19 protein-coding genes are annotated in these 23,386 nt (G+C 62.6%); 14 read left to right on the top strand and 5 right to left on the bottom strand.

Annotated elements, in window-relative coordinates; genetic code table 11:
- Positions 1 to 200 precede the first annotated feature (200 nt).
- A complete protein-coding gene (locus DMX12_RS00190; protein ID WP_110675618.1) occupies positions 201 to 857 on the top strand; it encodes an alpha/beta hydrolase in 657 nt (218 codons plus the stop codon).
- Between the two features lie 101 nt (positions 858 to 958).
- Positions 959 to 2,410 (top strand): ATP-dependent RNA helicase RhlB, encoded by a 1,452-nt coding sequence (gene rhlB, locus DMX12_RS00185; protein WP_009684452.1) that lies wholly within the window; start codon positions 959 to 961, stop codon positions 2,408 to 2,410.
- Positions 2,411 to 2,571: 161 nt separating this feature from the next.
- On the opposite strand, the gene moaE is transcribed toward rhlB, so the two are convergent.
- The 5 genes from moaE to DMX12_RS00160 form a co-directional block, all read right to left on the bottom strand.
- The gene (gene moaE, locus DMX12_RS00180; protein WP_054912050.1) at positions 2,572 to 3,018 is read right to left on the bottom strand and encodes a molybdopterin synthase catalytic subunit MoaE; all 447 of its coding nucleotides are present in this window, start codon (positions 3,016 to 3,018) and stop codon (positions 2,572 to 2,574) included.
- Between the two features lie 2 nt (positions 3,019 to 3,020).
- Entirely contained in the window at positions 3,021 to 3,266 is a 246-nt protein-coding gene (moaD, locus tag DMX12_RS00175; protein WP_110675617.1) for a molybdopterin converting factor subunit 1, read from the bottom strand.
- Positions 3,266 to 3,736, bottom strand: a complete 471-nt coding sequence (gene moaC, locus DMX12_RS00170) for a cyclic pyranopterin monophosphate synthase MoaC (RefSeq protein WP_110675615.1) — start codon at positions 3,734 to 3,736, stop codon at positions 3,266 to 3,268. Before moaC ends, moaD begins: the two co-directional genes overlap by 1 nt.
- A gap of 137 nt (positions 3,737 to 3,873) precedes the next feature.
- Entirely contained in the window at positions 3,874 to 5,268 is a 1,395-nt protein-coding gene (locus DMX12_RS00165) for a PhoH family protein (RefSeq protein WP_009684456.1), read from the bottom strand.
- A 278-nt stretch (positions 5,269 to 5,546) separates the two neighbouring features.
- Positions 5,547 to 6,674 (bottom strand): polysaccharide deacetylase family protein, encoded by a 1,128-nt coding sequence (locus tag DMX12_RS00160; protein WP_110675613.1) that lies wholly within the window; start codon positions 6,672 to 6,674, stop codon positions 5,547 to 5,549.
- Positions 6,675 to 6,811: 137 nt separating this feature from the next.
- Here DMX12_RS00160 and yaaA point away from each other — a divergent pair, with 137 nt between their 5' ends.
- From yaaA to DMX12_RS00095, 12 genes are all read left to right on the top strand, one after another.
- Positions 6,812 to 7,591 carry a peroxide stress protein YaaA gene (gene yaaA, locus DMX12_RS00155; RefSeq protein ID WP_054905661.1) on the top strand — a complete coding sequence of 260 codons (780 nt, stop codon included), beginning with the start codon at positions 6,812 to 6,814 and terminating at the stop codon, positions 7,589 to 7,591.
- Between the two features lie 1,129 nt (positions 7,592 to 8,720).
- Positions 8,721 to 10,037, top strand: a complete 1,317-nt coding sequence (locus tag DMX12_RS00150; protein WP_009684459.1) for a nucleotide sugar dehydrogenase — start codon at positions 8,721 to 8,723, stop codon at positions 10,035 to 10,037.
- 73 nt (positions 10,038 to 10,110) lie between these two features.
- A complete protein-coding gene (locus DMX12_RS00145) occupies positions 10,111 to 11,592 on the top strand; it encodes a glycosyltransferase family 2 protein (RefSeq protein ID WP_009684460.1) in 1,482 nt (493 codons plus the stop codon).
- Between the two features lie 36 nt (positions 11,593 to 11,628).
- Positions 11,629 to 12,795, top strand: a complete 1,167-nt coding sequence (locus DMX12_RS00140; protein WP_029887277.1) for a PilZ domain-containing protein — start codon at positions 11,629 to 11,631, stop codon at positions 12,793 to 12,795.
- 12 nt (positions 12,796 to 12,807) lie between these two features.
- Positions 12,808 to 14,253 carry an alginate biosynthesis TPR repeat lipoprotein AlgK gene (algK, locus tag DMX12_RS00135; RefSeq protein WP_110675611.1) on the top strand — a complete coding sequence of 482 codons (1,446 nt, stop codon included), beginning with the start codon at positions 12,808 to 12,810 and terminating at the stop codon, positions 14,251 to 14,253.
- Positions 14,250 to 15,728 (top strand): alginate export family protein, encoded by a 1,479-nt coding sequence (locus DMX12_RS00130; RefSeq protein WP_054905664.1) that lies wholly within the window; start codon positions 14,250 to 14,252, stop codon positions 15,726 to 15,728. The genes algK and DMX12_RS00130 overlap by 4 nt, the downstream gene beginning before the upstream one ends.
- A 16-nt stretch (positions 15,729 to 15,744) precedes the next feature.
- Positions 15,745 to 17,304, top strand: coding sequence for a mannuronan 5-epimerase AlgG (gene algG, locus DMX12_RS00125; RefSeq protein ID WP_054912057.1), 1,560 nt, complete (start codon positions 15,745 to 15,747; stop codon positions 17,302 to 17,304).
- A gap of 13 nt (positions 17,305 to 17,317) precedes the next feature.
- Entirely contained in the window at positions 17,318 to 18,760 is a 1,443-nt protein-coding gene (locus tag DMX12_RS00120) for an alginate O-acetyltransferase (RefSeq protein WP_110675609.1), read from the top strand.
- 7 nt (positions 18,761 to 18,767) lie between these two features.
- On the top strand, positions 18,768 to 19,871 hold the full coding sequence (locus tag DMX12_RS00115) for a mannuronate-specific alginate lyase (RefSeq protein WP_110675607.1): 1,104 nt from the start codon (positions 18,768 to 18,770) through the stop codon (positions 19,869 to 19,871).
- A gap of 197 nt (positions 19,872 to 20,068) precedes the next feature.
- Positions 20,069 to 21,526, top strand: a complete 1,458-nt coding sequence (locus DMX12_RS00105) for an MBOAT family protein (protein WP_110675605.1) — start codon at positions 20,069 to 20,071, stop codon at positions 21,524 to 21,526.
- Positions 21,527 to 21,536: 10 nt separating this feature from the next.
- Positions 21,537 to 22,694, top strand: a complete 1,158-nt coding sequence (locus tag DMX12_RS00100) for an alginate O-acetyltransferase (RefSeq protein ID WP_054912060.1) — start codon at positions 21,537 to 21,539, stop codon at positions 22,692 to 22,694.
- 20 nt (positions 22,695 to 22,714) lie between these two features.
- Complete coding sequence (locus DMX12_RS00095; protein ID WP_054912061.1) at positions 22,715 to 23,362, top strand: alginate O-acetyltransferase AlgF; 648 nt, start codon at positions 22,715 to 22,717, stop codon at positions 23,360 to 23,362.
- Positions 23,363 to 23,386 lie beyond the last annotated feature (24 nt).

Genomic DNA, 23,386 nt, shown 5'->3' with positions numbered 1-23,386 from the left:
CAAAGGGTGTTACCGTCACGGCCTGCCCTTTGCATCGCAGCTTGAATTGCAAAGCGCGTACCACATGCGTCGGCTGGAGCGTTTAAGCGTTCGTCAAGTAGGCAAAGTTGTATCGTTGCGACATTCTTTTTCTGACAACCCTGTGCAGCGCCTTTTTTCCACGCACACAACACGATCACCCGCACTCTTTCGGAGCAGTCATGACCAACCCGCTGATTCTCGAACCACAGAAAACCGCTGATGCCTGTGTGATCTGGTTGCACGGCTTGGGAGCCGACCGTTACGACTTCCTACCCGTAGCCGAATTCATGCAGGAGCGCTTGACCAGCACCCGCTTCGTGATGCCCCAGGCACCCACCCGCCCGGTGACCATCAATGGCGGCTATGCCATGCCCAGCTGGTACGACATCAAGGCCATGACCCCGGCCCGCGCCATAGACGAGGCTCAGCTGGAGGCGTCGGCCGAGCAAGTGGTGGCGCTGATCAAGGCGGAGCAGGCCAAAGGCGTCAGCTTGTCGCGCATCTTCCTCGCCGGTTTCTCCCAGGGCGGCGCCGTGGTGTTGCACACTGCCTATATAAAGTGGCAAGAGGCCCTGGGTGGGGTGATAGCCCTGTCCACCTACGCCCCCACCTTCAATGACCAACACCAGCTCAGTGCCTGCCAGCAACGCACCCCTGCCCTGTGCCTGCATGGCGTGCACGACCCGGTGGTGATCCCGGCCATGGGCCGCACTGCCTTCGAGTACCTGAACACTTGGGGCGTAGCTGCCCGCTGGCACGAATACCCAATGGAACACGAGGTGGTGGTCGAAGAGTTGAGCGACATCCACGACTGGCTGGCAAAGCAACTGCAATGAGCCAAGGCCGCCTGTAGTTGTAAGGCTATTCCACTACGCCACGCCCGATTCTTGCATTACACTGCCCGGCGTACATTCCTTAATCAGTTGATGAGACGATCGTGCTCAAGGCACTCAAGAAAATATTCGGCAAGGGAGAGGCTGCACCACAGGCCGCCGCTCCTGCTGCCAGTGTGACGCCGCCTGCGCCGGCCCCCGCCAGCGAGGCGCAACCGGCGGCCCCACGCGCCAACCCTACCCCCAAGGCAGAATCGCCTGTCGCCGCAACGCCAGTGGCCGACAAGCCGGCCAAGGACAAACCACGTCGCGAGCGCAAGCCCAAGCCCCAGGCCAGCCTGTGGAAACTGGAAGACTTCGTGGTCGAGCCGCAGGAGGGCAAGACCCGCTTCCACGACTTCAAGCTGTCCAGCGAGGTGATGCACGCTATTCACGACCTGGGCTTCCCCTACTGCACGCCGATCCAGGCGCAGGTGCTGGGTTACACCCTGCGTGGCCAGGATGCCATCGGCCGGGCCCAGACCGGCACCGGCAAAACCGCAGCATTTCTGATCTCGATCATTTCCCAGTTGCAGCAGACCCCTGCGCCCAAAGAGCGCTACATGGGTGAGCCGCGGGCACTGATCATCGCGCCAACCCGCGAGCTGGTGGTACAGATCGCCAAGGACGCAGCGGCGCTGACCAAGTACACCGGCCTGAACGTCATGAGCTTCGTCGGCGGCATGGACTTCGACAAGCAACTCAAGGCCCTGGAAGCGCGCCACTGCGACATCCTGGTGGCTACACCGGGCCGCCTGCTGGACTTCAACCAGCGGGGCGAGGTGCACCTGGACATGGTTGAAGTGATGGTGCTGGACGAAGCCGACCGCATGCTCGACATGGGCTTCATTCCGCAAGTGCGCCAGATCATTCGCCAGACGCCGCCCAAAAGCGAGCGCCAGACCCTGCTGTTCTCGGCCACGTTCACCGAGGACGTGATGAACCTGGCGAAGCAATGGACCACCAACCCGGCCATCGTCGAGATCGAACCGGAGAACGTGGCCAGCGAAACGGTCGAGCAGCATGTCTATGCGGTGGCCGGCAGCGACAAGTACAAGCTGCTGTACAACCTGGTGACCCAGAACCGCTGGGAACGGGTGATGGTGTTCGCCAACCGCAAGGACGAAGTGCGGCGCATCGAGGAAAAACTGGTGCGCGACGGCATCAACGCCGCCCAACTGTCGGGCGACGTGCCGCAACACAAGCGTATTCGTACCCTGGAGAACTTCCGCGAAGGGCGCATCACCGTTCTGGTCGCCACCGACGTGGCCGGGCGCGGGATCCACATCGACGGCATCAGCCACGTGATCAACTTCACCCTGCCAGAGGACCCGGACGACTACGTGCACCGCATTGGCCGTACCGGCCGTGCCGGTACCAATGGCGTATCGATCAGCTTTGCCGGGGAAGATGACTCGTATCAGCTGCCGGCGATCGAAGAGCTGCTGGGGCGCAAGATCAAATGCGAAATGCCGCCGGATGAGCTGCTGAAGCCGGTGCCGCGCAAGCATCACTGACCCGTGGTTGGGAACATATCCCCCTGTAGGAGCGGCCTTGTGTCGCGATAGGGCCGCACAGCGGCCCCAGGATTTCAGCTTCAACGCATCAATTGCCGGGGCCGCTGTGCGGCCCTATCGCGACACAAGGCCGCTCCCACAGAAGGCTGGCGCAGCCTTGACTACCAGCGCCCTGCGGCATCCAGGTCACTCTGCCTGCCTTCCACCCACCTCGGCCCTTCCTGGGTATTTTCCTTCTTCCAGAACGGTGCCCGGGTCTTCAGGTAGTCCATGATGAAGTTGCAGGCATCGAACGCTGCCTGCCGATGGGCACTGGCCACGCCGACGAACACGATTGGCTCCCCCGGCTCCAGCGCACCGATGCGGTGCAGCACCTGCACTTTCAACAACGGCCAGCGCTGCTCGGCCTCGGCCACGATCTTGGCCAGGGCCTTTTCGGTCATGCCCGGATAGTGTTCAAGGAACATGCCTGCCACTTCGCGACCATCATTGAAGTCCCGCACATAGCCGACAAAGCCGACCACCGCGCCTACCCCCACGTTGGCCGCATGCATGGCATTGGTCTCGACGCCCGGGTCGAACGCGTGTTCCTGCACTCGCACTGCCATGCTCACCCCCCCGTCACCGGCGGGAAGAACGCCACTTCATCACCCTCTTCCAGCGGCTCATCCAGCTTGCACAGTTCTTCGTTGCGGGCGCACATCAGGTTCTGTTCGGCCAGCAGTTCATAAGGCCCACCCTTGCCCAGCAATGCCCGGCGCACATCGTCGACAACCTTGAACTCACCCTCCACCCGCTCGGCATCCACGCCCAGCAACTCACGGTAACGCGCGAAGTACATCACTTTGACTTTCATCACGCCTGTACCTTGTAGTGGCCGCTCTTGCCGCCCAGCTTTTCCAGCAGGCGGACCTGCTCGATGACCATGCCTTTATCCACAGCCTTGCACATGTCATAGATCGTCAGCGCAGCGACGCTAGCGGCGGTCAGTGCCTCCATTTCCACACCGGTCTGCCCGGCCAGCTTGCAGCGGGCGAGGATCCGCACCGCGTCCTCGCCCTCCGCGCTGAGTTCCACCTTGACGCTGGTCAGCATCAGCGGGTGGCACAGCGGTATCAGGTCGCTGGTCTTCTTCGCCGCCTGGATGCCGGCAATGCGCGCCACGGAGAACACATCGCCCTTGGGGTGTTCACCGTCGACGATCATCTGCAGGGTCTGCGGCAACATGCGTACCCGCGCCTCGGCGGTGGCCTCGCGCTCGGTCACGGCCTTTTCAGTGACGTCGACCATGTTGGCCCGCCCCTGGGAATCAAGATGTGTCAGCACTGCTCTGCTCCTGTGAAGGGAGCCTGCAGTGTAAACCTGTGGGTCAGGTTTGAGCAGAGGTATGTGTCGGCAGGTCTGGCCGCTGTATGAACACGCTCGTGGAGATGCCGGGCAGCGGGCTGCCCGGCGACAGGGTTTTACAGATGCGACTCGGCGTACTCGGCCAGTACCGAGCGTGGCACACCCTGCAGGGTGATGTGCACGCCATGGGGGAAGTCCTTGAAGCGCTCGGTCAGGTAGGTCAGGCCCGAGCTGGTCGCGGACAGGTAGGGGGTATCGATCTGCGCCAGGTTGCCCAGGCAGACCACCTTGGACCCGGAACCGGCACGGGTGATGATGGTTTTCATCTGGTGCGGCGTCAGGTTCTGGCACTCGTCGATCAGGATCAGGCTCTGCTGGAAGCTACGGCCGCGAATGTAGTTCAACGACTTGAACTGCAGCGGCACGCGCTCGAGGATGTATTCGACGCTGCCATGGGTGCTTTCATCATCCATGTGCAAGGCTTCGAGGTTGTCGGTAATGGCGCCCAGCCACGGCTCCATCTTCTCTGCTTCGGTACCCGGCAGGAAGCCGATCTCCTGGTCCAGCCCCTGCACGCTGCGGGTGGCGATGATGCGCCGGTAGCGTTTGCTGACCATGGTCTGCTCAATGGCAGCTGCCAGGGCCAGGATGGTCTTGCCGGAACCGGCAGCACCGGTCAGGTTGACCAGGTGAATGTCCGGGTCGAGCAAGGCGAACAGCGCCAGGCTCTGATGGATGTCCCGCGGCTTCAGGCCCCAGGCCTCCTGGTGCAGCAGTGGCTCCTGGTGCAGGTCGAGCAGCAGCAACTCGTCGTCGCGGATGCCCTTCACCCAGCCGACGAAGCCCTGGTCGTCAATGATGAACTCGTTGACGTGAACGGCTGGCAGGGTGTCGATCATGTGCACGCGATGCCAGGTCCGGCCGCGCTCCTGGCGGGTATCGACCTTGCTGACCCGGTCCCAGAACGAACCGCTGACCGAGTGGTAGCCCTTGGACAGCAAGGACACGTCATCGACCAGTTGGTCGGTGCTGTAGTCCTCGGATGCGATGCCGCAGGCGCGCGCCTTCAAGCGCATGTTGATGTCTTTGGTGACCAGCACCACGTCCAGGTCGGGGCGCCGGCTGCGAACGTCCAGCAGGGTGTTGATGATGATGTTGTCGTTGAGGTGCTCCGGCAACAACTTGCCAGGCTCGTTGCGTGGGCTCATCAGGATCGAAAGAAAGCCTTTGGCCCCACTCTTGTTGCGCTGGATCGGCACGCCCTGCTCGACATCACTGGGCGAAGCGTCCCCGAGGGTCTGGTCGATCAGGCGGATGGCCTGCCGGCACTCTGCGGCGATGGTCTGTTTACCGGTCTTGAGCTTGTCGAGTTCCTCCAGCACCGTCATCGGGATGGCGACGTGATGCTCCTCGAAGTTGAGTAATGCGTTGGGGTCGTGAATCAGGACGTTGGTATCGAGCACATAGAGGATTGGCTTGCTGGAGGAAGGGGTGCGTCCTTGGTCATCCATACTCGGTCACCTTATGTCGAAGCCGCACGGCGTGGTCTGTTACGCCGCAGAGTGACTGCCGTGTCCCCGTATCCGCGTTGTTACGGGCGGGGAGCAACCTGGCCAGGAGGGTCTGGATGACGCCACCTGTGCTGCAGGAATCGGCTGTCTGGTTTCTTCATACCGCAAAAGCCATGACCGGAAAAAGCATTTTTACGTGTTTTTGAAGTTTATTTTTCCGATTGACGATAAGGCCTTGGCGGCAGGCCCAGACACGACTACGCTCAGAAGTGGTACCTCTATTCGCTGTGCCCATAGGCCCGGCAATCTTCCCAGCCGATACCGCTCTGGGCGGTACTGCGCAGCAACCACTCCACCGCCGGTTGCGCCTTGGGCAGGCTGTCATGCAGCTGGATAACACCCTTGCGCCACAACAGCATCAGGGTGAGCACGCGTTGCGCCGAGGCTTCGGCAGTCAGTGCAGTGTCATCCTGCGCATCGATATCCCACAACGACACCCGCAACTGCTGGCTGGCCATGAACGCCTCGCCATCGGCCCGGCGTTGCCCGTAAGGGGGGCGGAACAGCGGCACGTACTGCTCCGGCAGGTCGGCCTGCACGCGGGCCTGGCTGCGCCGCAGCGAGTCCTGCCAATCGACCCACTGTGCATGCGAGCGGTACTCCCAGCCCTGTATACCCACGCACTGGCCGCGATAAAGCCTGGCCACGGTGTTCGGCATGCCGGCATCCCGGCGCTGTTGCAGGCGGTTGCCAAGCACGAAGAAGGTACCCGCCAGCTTTTGCCGGCGCAGGTAATCGGCCAGCAGGTCGGTACTGCCGCCGTCAGGCCCCGGGCCACCGACGAAGGTCAGCAGGAACATACGATCGTTCAGGCGTTCACCATCGAGCTCCCGTGCAGATAGCCGCTCCACCTCGCTGCTGGTCTGGGGCAGCAGCGCAGCTTTGCGCAGCTGTTCGTCCAGGTAGCGGCTGTGGAACTGGTGGCTGGGTTCTACCCACCCGGCATAGAACGCGCCGACATCGGTGGCGAATGTCGCCGCCTGGGTGCGTAGATCCGCCATGGACTCAACGGCATAGCAGAACGACGCATCCTGCTCGCAGCTGCGTTGCGCCTGTTGGTAGCCTGCCCATAACCGCTGCCACATGCGCGCCCGCAGTTGGCGAACCTTCTGCAGGTTGATCTGCCGCAAGCCCAGCCGCGCCGCCAGCGTCGCATCATCGAGCAGCTCGCTTTCATGCAATACCCGGGCGAACGACAGAATCTCCGCCCGCGAAGCCACATCGAACAACGCCGGGCTGTTCAGTTGCTCGGGCCACAGGCTGCGATCGAAACTGACCGGGGCTGTGGGGGCGGCTTGCACGGCCAGGCTCAACAGCGCGGCCAGCGCGGCAAAGGCGATGCGCACGGTAAAAGGCTCCGTCACGGCAAAACGCGAACTATAGCGTTAGAACCGGCCATGGTCTGTGACTATTGTCACCATAGTTTGGACTTGCACCGCCCAGCCCGTAGAATCCCAGGCCAACGATGCCAGGAGCCGACCCGATGCTGACGGTGATTTCCCCCGCCAAGACCCTCGACTACGATACCCCGCCGGTAACCGAGCGCTTCACCCTGCCCCAGTACCTGGATGATTCCCAGGTGTTGATCCAGCAACTGCGAACCCTGTCGCCGGCGCAAATCAGCGAGCTGATGCACCTGTCCGACAAACTCGCCGGCCTGAACGCCGCACGCTTCGGCAGCTGGTCTCCGGACTTCAGCCCAGCCAATGCCAAGCAGGCGCTGCTGGCGTTCAAAGGTGACGTGTACACAGGCCTTGCTGCCGAAACCCTGGGTGAGGACGACTTCAGCTACGCGCAAGACCACCTGCGCATGCTCTCCGGCCTGTACGGCCTGCTGCGCCCCCTCGACCTGATGCAGCCCTACCGGCTGGAAATGGGCACCAAGCTGGCCAATGCCCGCGGCAAGGACCTGTACGCCTTCTGGGGTACACGCATCAGTGAATGGTTGAACCAGGCCCTGGCCGCTCAGGGCGATGACGTGCTGTTGAACCTGGCCAGCAATGAATACTTCAGCGCAGTGAAACGCAGCGCCCTCAAGGCGCGGGTGATCAATGTCGACTTCAAGGACTTGAAGAACGGCCAGTACAAGATCATCAGCTTCTACGCCAAGAAAGCCCGCGGCATGATGAGCCGCTTTGTCATCGAGCAGCGCATCAACGATCCAGAGCAGCTCAAGCAGTTCGATGTCCAGGGTTACTACTACAGTGCCGAACAATCCAAGCCAGATCACCTGGTGTTTCTGCGCGATCACCCGGGCGAGTAGACCCGCCGATACCGCTTCGCGCCTTGAGCCGTTCCTGCAACCGCCACGCGGCACCCGCAGGAACCGCTTAAGCCGCGAGCACCGGCAAGGCCAGAGCTCGCCTCCACCGCCTCCAGGGCAGCTGTACATACCCGCTTTCCAAAATGATCGCTTCCACCTCTCGGGCAAAGCCACCCCTGCCGTAACCGATACCCTCCTCGCCGGCTGGCCGTCTTCGCCGCGCCATACGGCGTAATGTGCACTCGCATGATCCACCCGCGGCAGCAAGTTGAAACGCTGAAAGACAAACCGATCAGCTGATTGCGCATGACCGCACGGTGATCAGCACTGGTTGCTGTCACGTATGTCATTTATCAGGACTCGGCCGCTGCACCGGCGGTCAAGCAGGCCGAGCAGGTTCAGCAAGGTGAGACTTCATTATCGTCATTTTTATGGCGCCAAAAAAACCTTACATCAGCGTGTAAACACCGGCGCCGGTACGACCGTTCGTACCTTTTCTGACGAAATCTGAAAAAAATTTTCCGATGCTGGCAATAAAATATCTCGCAACAGTTTCGCCCTTGATACATCGGGGGCAAACCGGCGCATGCTATCAAATTGAAATTGTCAGCAGCTTAATAAATATTTAGAAATCTTTCATCAAGACAAAACCCGTTCAGGAACTTCTCATATCAACTACCGCTCATAGAGCCGTAACGAATTTCCTGCCCACGGGTTGTGAGAGATGACTTACAGATGACAATGGCAAGGTATCCACTACCTGCCACAACATACAGACAGGCCGCCCGGCTAACGCCCAAGTGCCTGTCCTTGCAGGAGACACGCGTCCCGTACAAATCGTCCTAGTGGTTGATTTCAAAGGATTTATCCCACTTGAAAAAACAAGCACAGCAAAGCGCCGCGTAGCGCCTTGCAATAAAGACGGCTGCATGACAGGGCACGTTTTTACTACTTGGCTTTTAAATGCCTAATTTGAGTGCATAACTTTTCGTGCACTCCGGACTTATGTTGCCTGCGCTCGGTGAAGTGTGCATTCGCCATGAACCCGTGCGCCTGAAAACTGCTGTTAATCAACCCAGCCCGGCACTCCACGGAGGCGTCGGCGTGATAAACACATGAGGTGATAGCGATGCGTATCAGCATCTTTGGTTTGGGTTATGTGGGTGCAGTCTGTGCAGGCTGCCTGACGGCGCGTGGCCATGAAGTAATCGGTGTGGACGTGTCCAGCACCAAGATCGACCTGATCAACCAGGGCAAGTCGCCGATCGTGGAACCTGGCCTGGAAGCACTGTTGCAACAAGGCATCGCCAATGGTCGCCTGCGCGGCACCACCGACTTCGCCGAGGCCATTCGCGCCAGCGATGTATCGATGATCTGTGTGGGCACCCCCAGCAAGAAAAACGGTGACCTGGGCCTGGAATACATCGAGTCGGTGTGCCGGGAAATCGGCTATGTGCTGCGCGACACCACACGCCGCCATACCATCGTGGTGCGCAGCACCGTGTTGCCAGGCACCGTCAAGAACGTGGTGATCCCGATCCTCGAAGATTGCTCGGGCAAAAAGGCCGGCGTCGACTTCGGCGTCGCGGTGAACCCGGAATTCCTGCGTGAAAGCACTGCAATCAAGGACTACGACCAGCCACCGATGACCGTCATCGGCGAACTGGACAGCGCCAGCGGCGACATCCTCCAGGCGCTGTACGAAGAACTCGACGCCCCGGTCATCCGCAAGCCGATCGAAGTGGCCGAGATGATCAAATACACCTGCAACGTGTGGCATGCCACCAAGGTCACCTTCGCCAACGAGATCGGCAACATCGCCAAGGCTGTCGGTGTGGATGGCCGTGAAGTGATGGACGTGGTCTGCCAGGACAAGGTGCTCAACCTGTCGCAGTACTACATGCGCCCCGGCTTTGCCTTCGGCGGCTCGTGCCTGCCAAAGGACGTGCGCGCCCTGACCTACCGTGCCGCCAGCCTGGACGTGCGTGCCCCGCTGCTCGACTCGCTGATGCGCAGTAACGAGTCGCAGGTGCAAAACGCCTTCGAACTGATCGAAGCCCACGACAAACGCAAGGTCGCCCTGCTTGGCCTGAGCTTCAAAGCCGGCACCGACGACCTGCGCGAAAGCCCACTGGTGGAGCTGGCCGAACGCCTGATCGGCAAGGGCTACCAACTGGATATCTACGACGAGAACGTCGAATACGCCCGCGTTCATGGAGCCAACAAAGACTACATCGAATCGAAGATCCCGCACGTATCGTCGCTGCTCAACGGTGACTTCCACAAGGTCATCGACAACGCCGACATCATCGTTCTGGGCAACCGTGACGAGCAGTTCCGTGCCCTTGCCCAGCAAGTACCGGCCGGCAAACAAGTAATCGACCTGGTCGGCTTCATGAGTGAACCGACCAGCGCAGCCAGCCGCACCGAAGGCATCTGCTGGTAAGCCCTGGGCCAGGCGGCGCAAGGCTCCCCACTTGCGCTGCCGCCCTTTCCCGAATTTTCCACGGATGCTGAACATGCAAAGGCTCCAGACAGTGCTGTTGCAGTGCGCCGGTTGGCTGCTCTACATGAGCCTGCTCATGCTGATCGCCCTGGCCCTGCCAGCCGATATCTTCGACTCGCAATCGAAGCACTTCATCTTCCTGGTCGGCGCCGTCGGCATCTGGCGCTACTCGATGGGCGCCACCCATTTCATCCGCGGCATGATCTTCCTCTACGGTGTGTACCCCTACCTGCGCCGCAAGGTGCAGAAAATGGGCAGCGCCGCCGACCCGTCGCACGTGTACCTGATGGTCACCAGCTTCCGCATCGAAGCATTGACTACCGCTCAGGTGTACAGCTCGGTGATCCGCGAGGCGATCAACTGTGGTTTCCCCACCACCGTGGTCTGCTCGCTGGTGGAAATGTCCGATGAATTGCTGGTGAAGAGCCTGTGGGCCAAGTACAACCCGCCGGCCCACGTGAAGCTGGACATCGTGCGCATCGCCGGTACTGGCAAGCGCGATGGCCTGGCCTACGGCTTCCGTGCCATCTCCCGCATGCTGCCGGACGAAAACGCCGTGGTGGCGGTGATCGACGGTGACACCGTGCTGGCCGATGGCGTGGTGCGCAAGACCGTACCGTGGTTCAAGCTGTACCCCAATGTCGGCGGCCTGACCACCAACGAGTTCTGCGAAGTACGCGGCGGCTACATCATGAGCGAATGGCACAAGCTGCGCTTCGCCCAGCGCCACATCAACATGTGCTCGATGGCCCTGTCCAAGCGCGTACTGACCATGACCGGGCGCATGTCGATGTTCCGCGCCAGCGTGGTCACCAACCCCGAGTTCATTGCCGACGTGGAAAGCGACTCGCTGATGCACTGGCGCCTGGGCCGCTTCAAGTTCCTGACCGGTGACGACAAGTCCAGCTGGTTCAGCCTGATGCGCCTGGGCTACGACACCTTCTACGTGCCGGACGCTGCCATCAACACGGTCGAGCACCCGCCGGAGAAAAGCTTCTTCAAGGCCAGCCGCAAGCTGATGTACCGCTGGTACGGCAACAACCTGCGGCAGAACTCCCGTGCGCTGGGCCTGGGCCTGCGGCGCCTGGGGCTGTTCACCAGCATCGTGCTGTTCGACCAGCGCGTATCGATGTGGACCAGCCTGCTGGGCCTGACCGTGGCGGTGATCGCCAGCCTCAAGTTCGGCCTGGCATACCTGCTGGTGTACCTGCTGTGGATCGGCATCACCCGCCTGATCCTCACCGTGATGCTGCTGTGCTCTGGCCACAACGTCGGCCCGGCCTACCCGCTGATCCTCTATTACAACCAGATCATCGGCGCGCTGATGAAGATCTACGTGTTCTTCCGCCTCGACAAACAGTCGTGGACGCGTCAGCCCACTGCCCTCAAGCGTGACCTCGCCAGCTTTCAACAATGGTTCAACACCTGGTCCTCGCGGACCATGACCTTCTCGGCGGCCAGCATCTTCGTTGCTGTGCTGTTCATGGTCGTGTGAGCCCAACCCGGATCGGATCTAACAGGAACAAACCCCATGAATACCGCCGTGAATGTCAACGTCGTGCATGAGTCCGAAGCCCAGCGCCAGCACGCCCGGGTACGCATCCCCGCCAAGCTGCGCTTCATCGACGCCCAGCGCCAGGCCCACGATGTGAAGGTCGACGACCTTTCCGCCGGAGGCTTGAGCTTCCACACCAAGCAGCAACTGGCGGTGGGCGATGCGTTGCGTGGGCGGTTGATGTTCACGGTCGACAACCTCGGCCTGTCGATGGACATCGAATTCCAGGTGCGCTCGTACCACCCCGACAGCGGGCGTACCGGTGCGCAATTCCAGAACCTGGAGCCCCGCGACATCGCCACCCTGCGCCATATCATCACCTCGCACCTGTCGGGTGAACTGATTACTGCCGGCGACGTGCTCAGCACCCTGCAGCGCGACAACTTCACCAAGGCGCGCAAGCAGAAGGACGGCGGCAGTGGCCTGAGCCCCTTCGGCCGGCTCAAGGCCGTTACCGTCACCCTCGGTGTGTTCGTGGTCGGCATCGCCGCCTTCGGTTTCGTCGCCAAGTCGTTGTACGGCATGTACTTCATCAGCCATGCCGAAGCCGGTGTGGTCGCAGTACCCACCACCAATGTCACCATGCCGCGCGACGGCACCGTGAACAGCCTGGTGGAGAGCGGTGGGCAGGTGGCCAAGGGCGCGCCACTGGCCAGCTTCACCACCAGCATGCTGGACATGCTCAAGGGCAACCTCGACGACACGCAACTGGAACCGGCGAAGATCGAGGAACTGTTCGGCAAGCAACTCTCCGGTACCCTCACCAGCCCCTGCGATTGCGTGGTCGCCCGCCAGTTGGTGGACGACGGCCAGTACGCGGCCAAGGGCCAGCCGATCTTCCAGCTGATTCCGCGTACCACCAACCCGATGGTCGAGGCGCGTTTCAGCTACCGCCAGTTCGATGAGGTCAAGCCAGGCACCCGGGTCAACTTCCAGGTCGCCGGCGAAGACGAAGTGCGTACCGGTCAGATCGTCAGCAGCGCCAGCCTCAACAGCGAAGACCTGGCCTCCGACATCCGTGTGCAGATCAAGCCCGATAGCGGCCTGCCCGCCGAGCTGGCCGGCCGCCCGGCGGCAGTCAACAGCGACCGTGGCCCGTCGCTGAACTGGCTGATCGACAAAGCCGTGGCCCGTGGGCTGTAAGAGGATCGGACGATGATCGCTGATACCAACACCTGCCCCCACAGGTTCCGTGTGAACCTGGGTCTGTGTGGCCTGGCCATGGCCATCACCTTGGCCGGCTGCGCCGGCCTGCCCGACCAGCGCCTGGCCAACGAAGCCCTGAAGCGCGGTGACACGGCATTGGCCGAACGCAACTACAAGGCCCTGGCCGACCTGGGCTACAGCGATGCGCAAGTGGGCCTGGCCGACATCAAGGTGGCCAGCCGCGACCCGGCGCAAATCAAGGAGGCCGAGGCCACCTACCGCGCTGCCGCTGCGTCCTCGTCGCGCGCCCAGGCCCGCCTTGGCCGCCTGCTGGTGGCCAAGCCCGACAGCACCCAGGCCGAGCGTGAAGAAGCCGAAACGCTGCTGAAACTCGCCGCCCGCCAGGGTGAAGGCAACACCCTGATCCCGCTGGCGATGCTGTACCTGAGCTACCCGCAAAGCTTCCCCAAGGTCAACGCGCAGCAGCAGATCGACCAGTGGCGCGCCACCGGCAACCCGGAAGCGGGCCTGGCCCAGGTGCTGCTGTATCGCACCCAGGGCAGCTACGACCAGCACCTGGACGACGTGGAGAAAATCTGCAAGGCCGCCCTGAGCGCCACCGACATGTGCTACGTCGAACTGGCCACCGTGTACCAGAAGCGCGGCCAGACCGACCAGCAGGCCGCCCTGCTCGGCCAGCTGCAGGCGGCCTACGCCCGTGGTGCCGTGCCAGCCAGCCGGGTCGACAGCGTGGCCCGGGTGCTGGCCGATCGCAGCCTTGGCCAGACCGATGAAAAAACTGCCAAGGACTTGCTCGAACAGGTGGCACCGGCCAACCCGGCGTCGTGGGTCAGCCTGGCGCAATTGCTGTACGAGTTCCCCGAACTGGGCGATACCGACCAGTTGCTGGCCTACATCGATAAGGGTCGCGAAGCCGAGCAGCCACGTGCCGAACTGCTGCTGGGCCGCCTGTACTACGAAGGCAAGACCGTACCGGCCGACGCCAAGAAAGCCGAACGCCACCTGCAGGCGGCCGCCAACGCTGGCGAAACCAGCGCCCATTACTACCTGGGCCAGCTGTACCGCCGTGGTTACCTGGGCAACGTCGAGCCGCAAAAGGCTGTCGACAACCTGCTGGCCGCCGCCCGCGGCGGGCAGATCAGCGCCGACTATGCCTTGGCCCAGTTGTTCAGCGAAGGCCATGGCATTCGCCCGCAACCAGGCAATGCCTGGGTGTTCGCCCAGCTGGCACAAGCCAACCCCACGCCGCAGGCGGCAGAAATGCTGCAGCGGCTCGAGCCGCAACTGACCCCGGACCAGCGCCACCAGGCCGAGCAACTGCTGGCTCAGGAAAAGCAGGCCCGCGGCAGCATGAGCCAAGGCGCCAACAGCACCCTGGCCACCGAAGCCCTGCAAGACGACGAACCAGAAGTAGACGGTGAGGACTCGCTATGACGCTCAATCCCTTCGTGAAAGCCGGCATCGGCCTGAGCTTCGCCCTGCTGTGGTCCTGCCCGACCCTGGCGGAAATGACCGCTGAGAAAAATTTCGGCCTGGACGTGAAAATCACCGGCCAATCGGAAGACGACCGTGACCTGGGTACCCGCCCCGGCGGCGACGTCAACGGCCTGGGCCTGGACCTGCGCCCATGGGTGTACGGCGAGCGCGGCAACTGGAGCGCCTACGCCATGGGCCAGGCGGTCGCAGCCACCGACACCATCGAAACCGACACCCTGCGCCAGAACGACGACGGCACCACCACCGACACCGGTGACGACAGCCGCAAGCCAGACAAAAGCTACCTGGCCATGCGCGAATTCTGGGTCGGCTACAGCGGCCTCACCGCCTACCCTGGCGAGCAACTGCGCCTGGGTCGCCAGCGCCTGCGCAGCGATGACGGCATGTGGCGCGACACCAACATCGAGGCGCTGAACTGGACCTTCGACACCACCTTGCTCAAGGCCGACCTGGGCGTGGCCCAGCGCTTCAGCGAATACCGCACCGACCTCACCGAGCTGGCGCCCGAGGACAAGGACCGTACGCACGTCTACGGCAACATCGCCACGCAATGGACGCCCGGCCACTGGGTTGGCCTGCGCGCCCACCACACCCATGACAGCGGCAGCCTGAACCAACCCGGGGAAACCGTCGATGCACTGGACAAGACCCGCACCGGCGACCTGACCTGGCTGGGCCTCGAGGCCAACAGCGACGCCTACAACTGGCGCAATGACCACACCGTCAACTACTGGGGCAGCGTCACCTGGCTGACCGGCGACCGCGACAAGCTCACCACCCAACAGGTGGGTGACGACCAGGTGGCCACCGGCAAGCAGAGCGGCAACGTCAATGCCTGGGCCACCGACCTGGGTATCCGCCTGCGCCTCGACCCGCAATGGCAGGTGGGTGCAGCCTACGCCCGCGGCAGCGGCGGCGGCGGTGACGATGGTTCGAACAACTTCGAGCAGACCGGGCTGGAAAGCAACCGCTCCAACTTCACCGGCACCCGCTCGCGGGTACACCGCTTCGGTGAGGCCTTCCGCGGCGAGCTGGGCAACCTGCAGGCGGCCACGCTGTTCGCATCATGGCAACTGCGCGACGACTATGACGCCAGCCTGATCTACCACAAGTTCTGGCGCGTCGATGGCAACCAGAACATCGGCTCCAGCGGCATCAACGCCGTGGTCGACGACAACGGTGTGAACCGCCAACTGGTCGACGGTGAAAAAGACCTTGGCCAGGAGATGGACGTGGTCGTGACCAAGTACTTCAAGCAAGGCCTGCTGCCCGCGTCCATGAGCCAGGCCATCGACGAGCCGTCTGCCCTGGTGCGCCTGCGCGCGGGTGTATTCAAGCCGGGCGACGCCTATGGCAAGGAAGCGGACTCGTACATGCACCGCGCCTTCGTCGACGTGATCTGGCGCTTCTGAGGCCGGGGGAAACCTGATGAACCTTCACCCGCACCTACGTCACAGCCTGTTGGCCAGCGCCTTGTTGCTGGCCTCGGGCCTGGCCGTCGCCGCAGAGCCCAAGGTCATTGCCAAGGAGCTGCAGCAGGCCAAGACCTACACCGTGGCCAGCGCGCCGATCGAGCCCCTGCACATGGACCCGCCCAAGCTGCCCGACCTGAGCGGCTACACCGCCCAGGCCGTGCAGAAGAAGATCGACCGCAGCCACAAGGGCAAGGTCAGCCTGCGCCGCATGTTCCAGGAGGACACCCTCAAGGAGTTTGTCGGCGGCGACAACAAGGCGGCCGAGTGGGTCCAGCGCCAGCACGGTATTCCGCAGGCGATCTTCATCGATGACGGCCATGTCGACCTTGTCGAGCTGAGCAAGCAGGTGCCGCGACAGTACCTGCGCGAAGTCGAGCCGGGCGTTTACCTGGCGCGCCTGCCGATCGTGGTCGGCCGCAAGGGCATCCTCGAGATCGATGGCAAGGTCAAGCAATTGCGCCTGTCCCAGGAGGGCGGCGCGTTCCTGGTCAACGACGGCAAGCTGTTCGTCACCGACACCCAGGTGACTGGCTGGCGGGAAAAAGACAACGGCCCGGCGACCTTCCGCTCGCCCAAGGAGTTCCGCCCGTTCCTGCTGTCGTGGGGCGGTACCGAGACCTATATCGTCAATACCAGGATGGCCAGTTTCGGCTATGCCAAGTCCAAGTCGTACGGCGTGAGCATTTCGCAGTACACCCCGAACATGGCCAAGCGCATGGGCCGCCCGGAACCCACCGGCTGGATCATCGGTTCGCAGTTCAGCGACATGTGGTACGGCTTCTACTGCTACGAAACCCAGGACTTCGTGGTCAAGGACAATACCTACAACGACAACATCGTCTATGGCATCGACCCGCACGACCGCTCGCACCGCCTGATCATCGCCGGCAACACGGTCTACGGCACCAAGAAGAAGCACGGCATTATCATTTCGCGTGAGGTCAACGACAGCTGGATCATCAACAACAAGAGCTACGACAACAAGCTCTCCGGCGTGGTGATCGACCGTAACAGCGTCAACAACCTGGTGGCCTACAACGAGATCTACCGCAACCACACCGACGGCATCACCCTGTACGAAAGCGGCGACAACCTGATCTGGGGCAACAAGCTGATCAACAACCGCCGCCACGGCATACGCGTACGTAACAGCGTGAACATCCGCCTGTACGAGAACGTGGCCATGGCCAACGGCCTGGTCGGCGTGTACGGCCACATCAAGGACTTGTCCGACACCGACCGCGACATCGCCCTCGACCCGTTCGACACCAAGGTGTCGCTGATCGTGGTGGGCGGCGAACTGGCGGCCAACGGCTCAGGCCCGCTGTCGATCGACTCGCCGCTGTCGGTCGAGCTGTACAAGGTATCCATGCTCGCCCCGCGCAAGGCCAGCGGCATCAGCCTCAACGGCGTGCTGGGCGAGCGCCAGGACGAAATCCTCGACCTGCTGGTCCGCCAGCAGAAGGCTGTGCTGATCGACCCGGTCGAGCGCCAGACCGAAATGATCGATTAAGGAAGCCCAGACCATGACTCCACACCTGATGAAACTGCTGGGCCTGTCCGCTGCCCTTCTGGCAATCAGCCAAGGCGTGCGCGCCGATGAAGTCAAGGCCCCGACCTTCACGGCCGAACCCTGCTGCCAGCTGTGCCCCGAAGCGCACGATGCCAGCCGCTACACCACCCGCTACCAGCAGAACTTCACCACCCTGGTGCAAGCCAAGGGCGACTGGCTGTTCCGCACACGCGAAGACTTGCGCACCGAATTCAGCACCACGCCGGCCGGCTACAAGCGCCTGCAACAAGTGCACGACGCGTTCAAGAAGCGTGGCGTGGAGCTGGTGATGGTGTACCAGCCCACCCGTGGCCTGGTGAACCGCAACATGCTCAACCCGGCCGAGAAAGCTGCGTTCAACTACCAGAAGGCACTGGGCAACTACCAGGCCATGCTCAAGCGCTTCGCCAGCATGGGCTACAACGTGCCCGACCTGTCGCCGCTGACCAACGAGCAACTGGCCGCCGCCGACCAGGGCAAGGACTTCTACTTCCGCGGTGACCAGCACTGGACACCGTACGGTGCCCAGCGCGCCGCCAGGATCGTCGCCGACACCGTGCACAAGATGCCGGCTTTCGAGGGCATCCCGCGCAAGGAATTCGAAACCAGGAAATCTGGCCGCATGGGCAAGACGGGCACCCTGCACAACGTGGCCGGCCAACTGTGTGGCACCAGCTATGCGATCCAGTACATGGACCAGTTCGCCACCGAGCCGAAAGGCTCCAGCGGCGGCGGCGACGACCTGTTCGGCGACAGCGGCAACGCACAGATCACCTTGGTCGGCACCAGCCACAGCGGCAAGAACTACAACTTCTCCGGGTTCCTCGAGCAATACATCGGCGCCGATGTGCTCAACGTCGCCTTCCCCGGCGGTGGCCTGGAAGGCTCGATGATCCAGTACCTGGGCAGCGAGGAATTCCGCAAGAACCCGCCCAAGATCCTGATCTGGGAGTTCTCGCCGCTATACCGCCTGGACCAAGAAACCATCTGGCGGCAAATCCTTGGCCTGCTCGACGATGGCTGCAATGACCGCCCGGCCCTGATGAGCGCCAGCACCACGCTCAAGCCCGGCAACAACGAGCTGATGGTCAACGGCAAGGGCGGCGTAGTGAAACAGCTGATCAACCGCAACCTGCAGATGGATGTCAGGTTCGACGACCCATCGGTGAAGGTGCTGCAAGCCACCCTGTGGTACCTCAACGGCCGCCACGAAGACATCAAGCTGGAAAAACCGGAAACCTCCGACACCGACGGCCGCTTTGTCTTCCAGATGCGCGAGGACGAGGACTGGGCCGACCAGAGCCTGCTGGCGTTCGAGGTGCAAGGCCCGGAAAGCGGCACCCAGAAAGTCGAGGCCAAACTCTGCAAACGCAACAACTTCGCCGTGCCTGCGCAAACCGCGCAAGCCGGCCAGTGAGGCGACCATGACCGTATTCAAGCAAATCTTTCGCCCTGCCCTGCTCGCCATGGCGCTGTTCGGCAGCGCCGCGCACGCTGCGCTGGTGCCACCCCAAGGCTATTACGAGGGCATCGAGAAACCCAAAACGGGCGACGGCAATTTCCGCTGCGAGCCGGCACCGAAACCCTATACCGGTGCGCTGCAATTCCGCAGTAAGTACGAAGGCTCCGACAAGGCCCGTGCCACGCTCAATGTCGCCTCGGAAAAGGCCTTTCGCAAGTCGACCGAAGACATCACCACGCTGGAAAAGGGCGTGAGCAAGATGGTCGGCCAATACATGCGTGATGGCCGCCCGGCGCAACTCGACTGCACCTTGGCTTGGCTGGGGACCTGGGCGCGGGCCAATGCGCTGCTGTCCACCGACTACAACCACACCGGCAAGTCGATGCGCAAATGGGCCCTGGGCAGCATGAGCGGCTCGTGGCTGCGCCTGAAGTTCTCCACTGCCCAGCCGCTGGCCGCGCACCAGGCCGAGGCCAAGCTGATCGAGAAATGGCTGGACCGCCTGGCCGAGCAGACCGTGCAGGACTGGAGCAACCTGCCGCTGGAGAAGATCAACAACCACAGCTACTGGGCCGCCTGGTCGGTGATGGCCACCGCCGTGGCCACCGACCGCCGCGACCTGTTCGACTGGGCGGTGAAGGAATTCAAGGTGGGTGCCAACCAAGTCGACGAGCAAGGTTTCCTGCCCAACGAGATCAAGCGCAAGCAACGTGCCCTGGCCTATCACAACTACGCCCTGCCGCCGCTGGCGATGATTGCCAGCTTCGCCCAGGCCAACGGCGTGGACCTGCGCAGCGAAAACAACTTTGCCCTGCAGCGCTTGGGCGAAGGTGTGCTCTACGGCGCCCGCGACCCCCGTCACTTCGCCGAACGTGCCGGTGAGAAGCAGGACATGAAAGACCTCAAGGTCGACAACAAGTACGCCTGGCTCGAGCCTTGGTGCGCGCTGTACCACTGCGTCGGCGACACGCTGGAGCGCAAGCACGGGATGCAGCCGTTCAACAGCTTCCGGCTGGGCGGCGACCTGACCCGGGTCTACGACCCGAGCGCAGCAAGCAAGAAGTGAACTGACTCCCATTGTGGGGTCGGTACCTGTGGGAGCGGGCATGCCCGCGAAGAAGCCACCGCGGTGCATGGCAAGGGCTTCGCCCTTGTTCGCGGGCATGCCCGCTCCCACAGGGCTCTAAGTTGCCCTCCAGCTTTTTGCTGGGGGGTTTGGGGGGCGCTGTGCCCCGGATGCTGTGAACAATAAGGAGAACCGGGATGGTCTTCTCGTCCAACGTGTTCCTGTTCCTGTTCTTGCCGATATTCCTCGGCCTGTATTACTTGAGCGGGCAACGTTATCGCAACCTGCTGCTGCTGATCGCCAGCTACATCTTCTACGCCTGGTGGCGGGTGGACTTCCTGGCGCTGTTCGCCGGGGTCACCCTGTGGAACTACTGGATCGGCCTGAAAGTGGGTGCCGCCGGCGTGCGCACCAAGCCGGCACAGCGCTGGCTGCTGCTGGGGGTCGGTGTCGACCTGGCCATTCTCGGCTACTTCAAGTACGCCAACTTCGGTGTCGACAGCCTGAATGCGATCATCACCTCGTTTGGCCTGGAGCCCTTCATCCTCACCCACGTGCTGCTGCCGATCGGTATCTCGTTCTACATCTTCGAGTCGATCAGCTACATCATCGACGTGTACCGCGGCGACACCCCGGCCACGCGCAACCTGATCGACTTCGCCGCGTTCGTGGCGATCTTCCCGCACCTGATCGCCGGCCCCGTGCTGCGTTTCAAGGACCTGGTCGACCAGTTCAACAACCGCACCCATACCCTGGACAAGTTCTCCGAAGGCTGCACCCGCTTCATGCAGGGTTTCATCAAGAAGGTGTTCATCGCCGACACCCTGGCAGTGGTCGCCGACCACTGCTTCGCCCTGCAGAACCCGACCACCGGGGATGCCTGGCTCGGCGCCCTGGCCTATACCGCGCAGTTGTACTTCGACTTCAGCGGCTACAGCGACATGGCCATCGGCCTGGGGCTGATGATGGGCTTCCGCTTCATGGAAAACTTCAAGCAGCCATACATCAGCCAGTCCATCACCGAGTTCTGGCGGCGCTGGCACATCAGCCTGTCGACCTGGCTGCGCGACTACCTGTACATCACCCTGGGCGGTAACCGCAAAGGCACCTTCAACACCTACCGCAACCTGTTCCTGACCATGCTGCTGGGCGGCCTGTGGCATGGCGCCAACTTCACCTACATCATCTGGGGCGCCTGGCACGGCATGTGGCTGGCGATCGAGCGGGCGCTGGGCATCGACACCAACCCGCAGCGTTTCAACCCGGTGAAATGGGCCTTCACCTTCCTGCTGGTGGTGGTCGGCTGGGTGATCTTCCGCGCCGAAAACCTGCACGTCGCCGCACGCATGTACGGCGCCATGTTCAGCTTCGGCGACTGGCAGCTGTCGGAACTCAACCGTGCCCAGCTCACCGGCCTGCAGGTCGCCACCCTGGTGATCGCCTACCTCACCCTGGCGTTCTTCGGCCTGCGCGACTTCTACCGCAACGCCAAACCCACGCCCAAGGCCACCCCGGTGCAGGTCAACAGCGACGGTTCGCTGGGCCTGGACTGGACCCGGGTCATGACCCGCGCGCTGGTGTTGCTGCTGTTCGTGGCCTCGATCCTCAAGCTTTCGGCGCAGAGCTACTCGCCGTTCCTCTACTTCCAGTTCTGAGGGGGCTGACATGACCCGAACCTTACGCATTACCTATTCGCTGTCCTTCATTGGCCTGTTGGTGGGCATGGGCGTCTGGTCCACCGGTGGGTTGGAAAGTTTCCAGCGCACCGAGCAGATGACCCTGCTCAACGGCAAACTGGCCAAGGCAGCCGAAACCCATTACGACGACCAGTTCCCAATCAAGCGCCTGGGCACCAACCTGTGGGCGGCGATGGACTTCAAGCTGTTCCACGAAGGCCGCCCTGGCGTGGTGCTGGGCCGCGACCAGTGGTTGTTCAGTGACGAAGAGTTCAAGCCCACCGCCGGTGCCGAACAACTGATGCAAGAGAACCTGGCGCTGATCCGCGGTGTACGCGACACCCTGCAGCAGCACGGCGTGCACCTGGTGCTGGCGATCGTCCCGGCCAAGGCGCGGGTGTATGCCGAATACATCGGCAAGCAACAACCGGCCAGCTTGCATGACGACCTGTACAACCAGTTTCACGCCCAGGCACGCCAGGCCAACGTGTTTGCGCCCGAGCTGATGGGCCCACTGGCGCAGGCCAAGGCCCGCGGCCAGGTGTTCCTGCGTACCGACACCCACTGGACGCCGATGGGCGCCGAAGTGGCGGCGCAGGCGCTGGCCGACGCCGTGCGCCGGCAGAACCTGCTCGACGGCGAGCCGCAGGCCTTCATCACCGAAGCAGGCAGCACCGCCCCGTACAAAGGCGACCTGACCAACTTCCTGCCACTGGACCCTTTGTTCAGCAACCTGCTGCCCGCCCCGGACAGCCTGCAACAGCGTACCACCCGGGCCGCCGAGGCCGAGGGTGACGGCGCTGACGCGCTGTTCGCCGACAGCCGCATACCGGTGGCACTGGTTGGCACCAGCTACAGCGCCAACCCGCACTGGAACTTCCTTGGCGCCCTGCAGCAGGCGCTGCGCAGCGACGTGGCCAATTACGCCGAGGACGGCCACGGCCCGTTGGTGCCCATGCTCAAGTACCTGCAAAGCGATGCCTTCAAGAACGCCGCGCCACAAGTGGTGGTGTGGGAATTCCCAGAACGATATCTGCCAATGAAGAACGACCTCAGCAGCTTCGACCCGCACTGGGTCGCGCAGCTGAAGAACGCCCGTAAATCCGAAGAAAACCTGGCCTTGTCGTCCACCCGGACGAACCACTGACTGAAGAGAGGAACACGCACATGACTACCAAGACTTCCATTGCCAAAGCCCTCACCCTGGCGGCCGGCCTGTCCCTTGCTTCCATGCAGGCCTTCGCCGGCGCCGACGCCGCACTGTATGGCCCCAGCGCGCCGAAAGGCTCCACGTTCGTGCGGCTGTACAACGCCACCAGTGCACCGGCTGCCGCCAGCGTGGGCAACACCCAGATCAAGCAGGTTGGCGCCCAGGCCAGCAGCGATTTCAGCTTCCTGCCTGGCGGTGACTACACCGCCCAGGTCGGCGGCAAGAGCGTGCCGGTCAAGCTGGCCTCGGACAAGTACTACACCCTGGTCAACAGCAACAGCGGCAACCCGAAGCTGATCGAAGAGCCGCCGTTCAAGAACAAGCAGAAAGCCCTGGTGCGGGTGCAGAACCTGAGCGACCAGCAGCTGACCCTGAAAACCGCCGACGGCAAGACCGAAGTGGTCAAGCAGGTGGCCGCCAACGGCCGTGGTGAGCGCGAGATCAACCCGGTCAAGGTGAACCTGGCGCTGTACCAAGGTGACAAGAAAGTGGGTGACGTGAAGCCGGTCGCCCTTGAGCGCGGCGAAGCCGCAGTGCTGTACGTAACGGGTTCCGGCAACGCCTTGTCGCCGGTGTGGGTAACTCGCCCCGTGGCTAGCAACTGATTCCCCTGCCTCTCAACGACTATT

Source organism: Pseudomonas sp. MB-090624, assembly GCF_003205245.1.
GTDB classification, from domain to species: domain Bacteria; phylum Pseudomonadota; class Gammaproteobacteria; order Pseudomonadales; family Pseudomonadaceae; genus Aquipseudomonas; species Aquipseudomonas juntendi.
This window is presented reverse-complemented; position numbering and strand designations above follow the sequence as displayed.

Coding starts and splice junctions, on each gene's coding strand:
- DMX12_RS00190 (WP_110675618.1), top strand. CDS start 201: ATGACCAACCCGCTGATTCTCGAACCACAGAAAACCGCTGATGCCTGT.
- algG (WP_054912057.1), top strand. CDS start 15,745: ATGAACCTTCACCCGCACCTACGTCACAGCCTGTTGGCCAGCGCCTTG.
- DMX12_RS00095 (WP_054912061.1), top strand. CDS start 22,715: ATGACTACCAAGACTTCCATTGCCAAAGCCCTCACCCTGGCGGCCGGC.
- moaD (WP_110675617.1), bottom strand. CDS start 3,266: ATGAAAGTCAAAGTGATGTACTTCGCGCGTTACCGTGAGTTGCTGGGC.
- DMX12_RS00105 (WP_110675605.1), top strand. CDS start 20,069: ATGGTCTTCTCGTCCAACGTGTTCCTGTTCCTGTTCTTGCCGATATTC.
- algK (WP_110675611.1), top strand. CDS start 12,808: ATGATCGCTGATACCAACACCTGCCCCCACAGGTTCCGTGTGAACCTG.
- DMX12_RS00115 (WP_110675607.1), top strand. CDS start 18,768: ATGACCGTATTCAAGCAAATCTTTCGCCCTGCCCTGCTCGCCATGGCG.
- DMX12_RS00145 (WP_009684460.1), top strand. CDS start 10,111: ATGCAAAGGCTCCAGACAGTGCTGTTGCAGTGCGCCGGTTGGCTGCTC.
- DMX12_RS00165 (WP_009684456.1), bottom strand. CDS start 5,268: ATGGATGACCAAGGACGCACCCCTTCCTCCAGCAAGCCAATCCTCTAT.
- DMX12_RS00150 (WP_009684459.1), top strand. CDS start 8,721: ATGCGTATCAGCATCTTTGGTTTGGGTTATGTGGGTGCAGTCTGTGCA.
- DMX12_RS00100 (WP_054912060.1), top strand. CDS start 21,537: ATGACCCGAACCTTACGCATTACCTATTCGCTGTCCTTCATTGGCCTG.
- DMX12_RS00130 (WP_054905664.1), top strand. CDS start 14,250: ATGACGCTCAATCCCTTCGTGAAAGCCGGCATCGGCCTGAGCTTCGCC.
- DMX12_RS00140 (WP_029887277.1), top strand. CDS start 11,629: ATGAATACCGCCGTGAATGTCAACGTCGTGCATGAGTCCGAAGCCCAG.
- yaaA (WP_054905661.1), top strand. CDS start 6,812: ATGCTGACGGTGATTTCCCCCGCCAAGACCCTCGACTACGATACCCCG.
- DMX12_RS00120 (WP_110675609.1), top strand. CDS start 17,318: ATGACTCCACACCTGATGAAACTGCTGGGCCTGTCCGCTGCCCTTCTG.
- moaE (WP_054912050.1), bottom strand. CDS start 3,018: ATGGCAGTGCGAGTGCAGGAACACGCGTTCGACCCGGGCGTCGAGACC.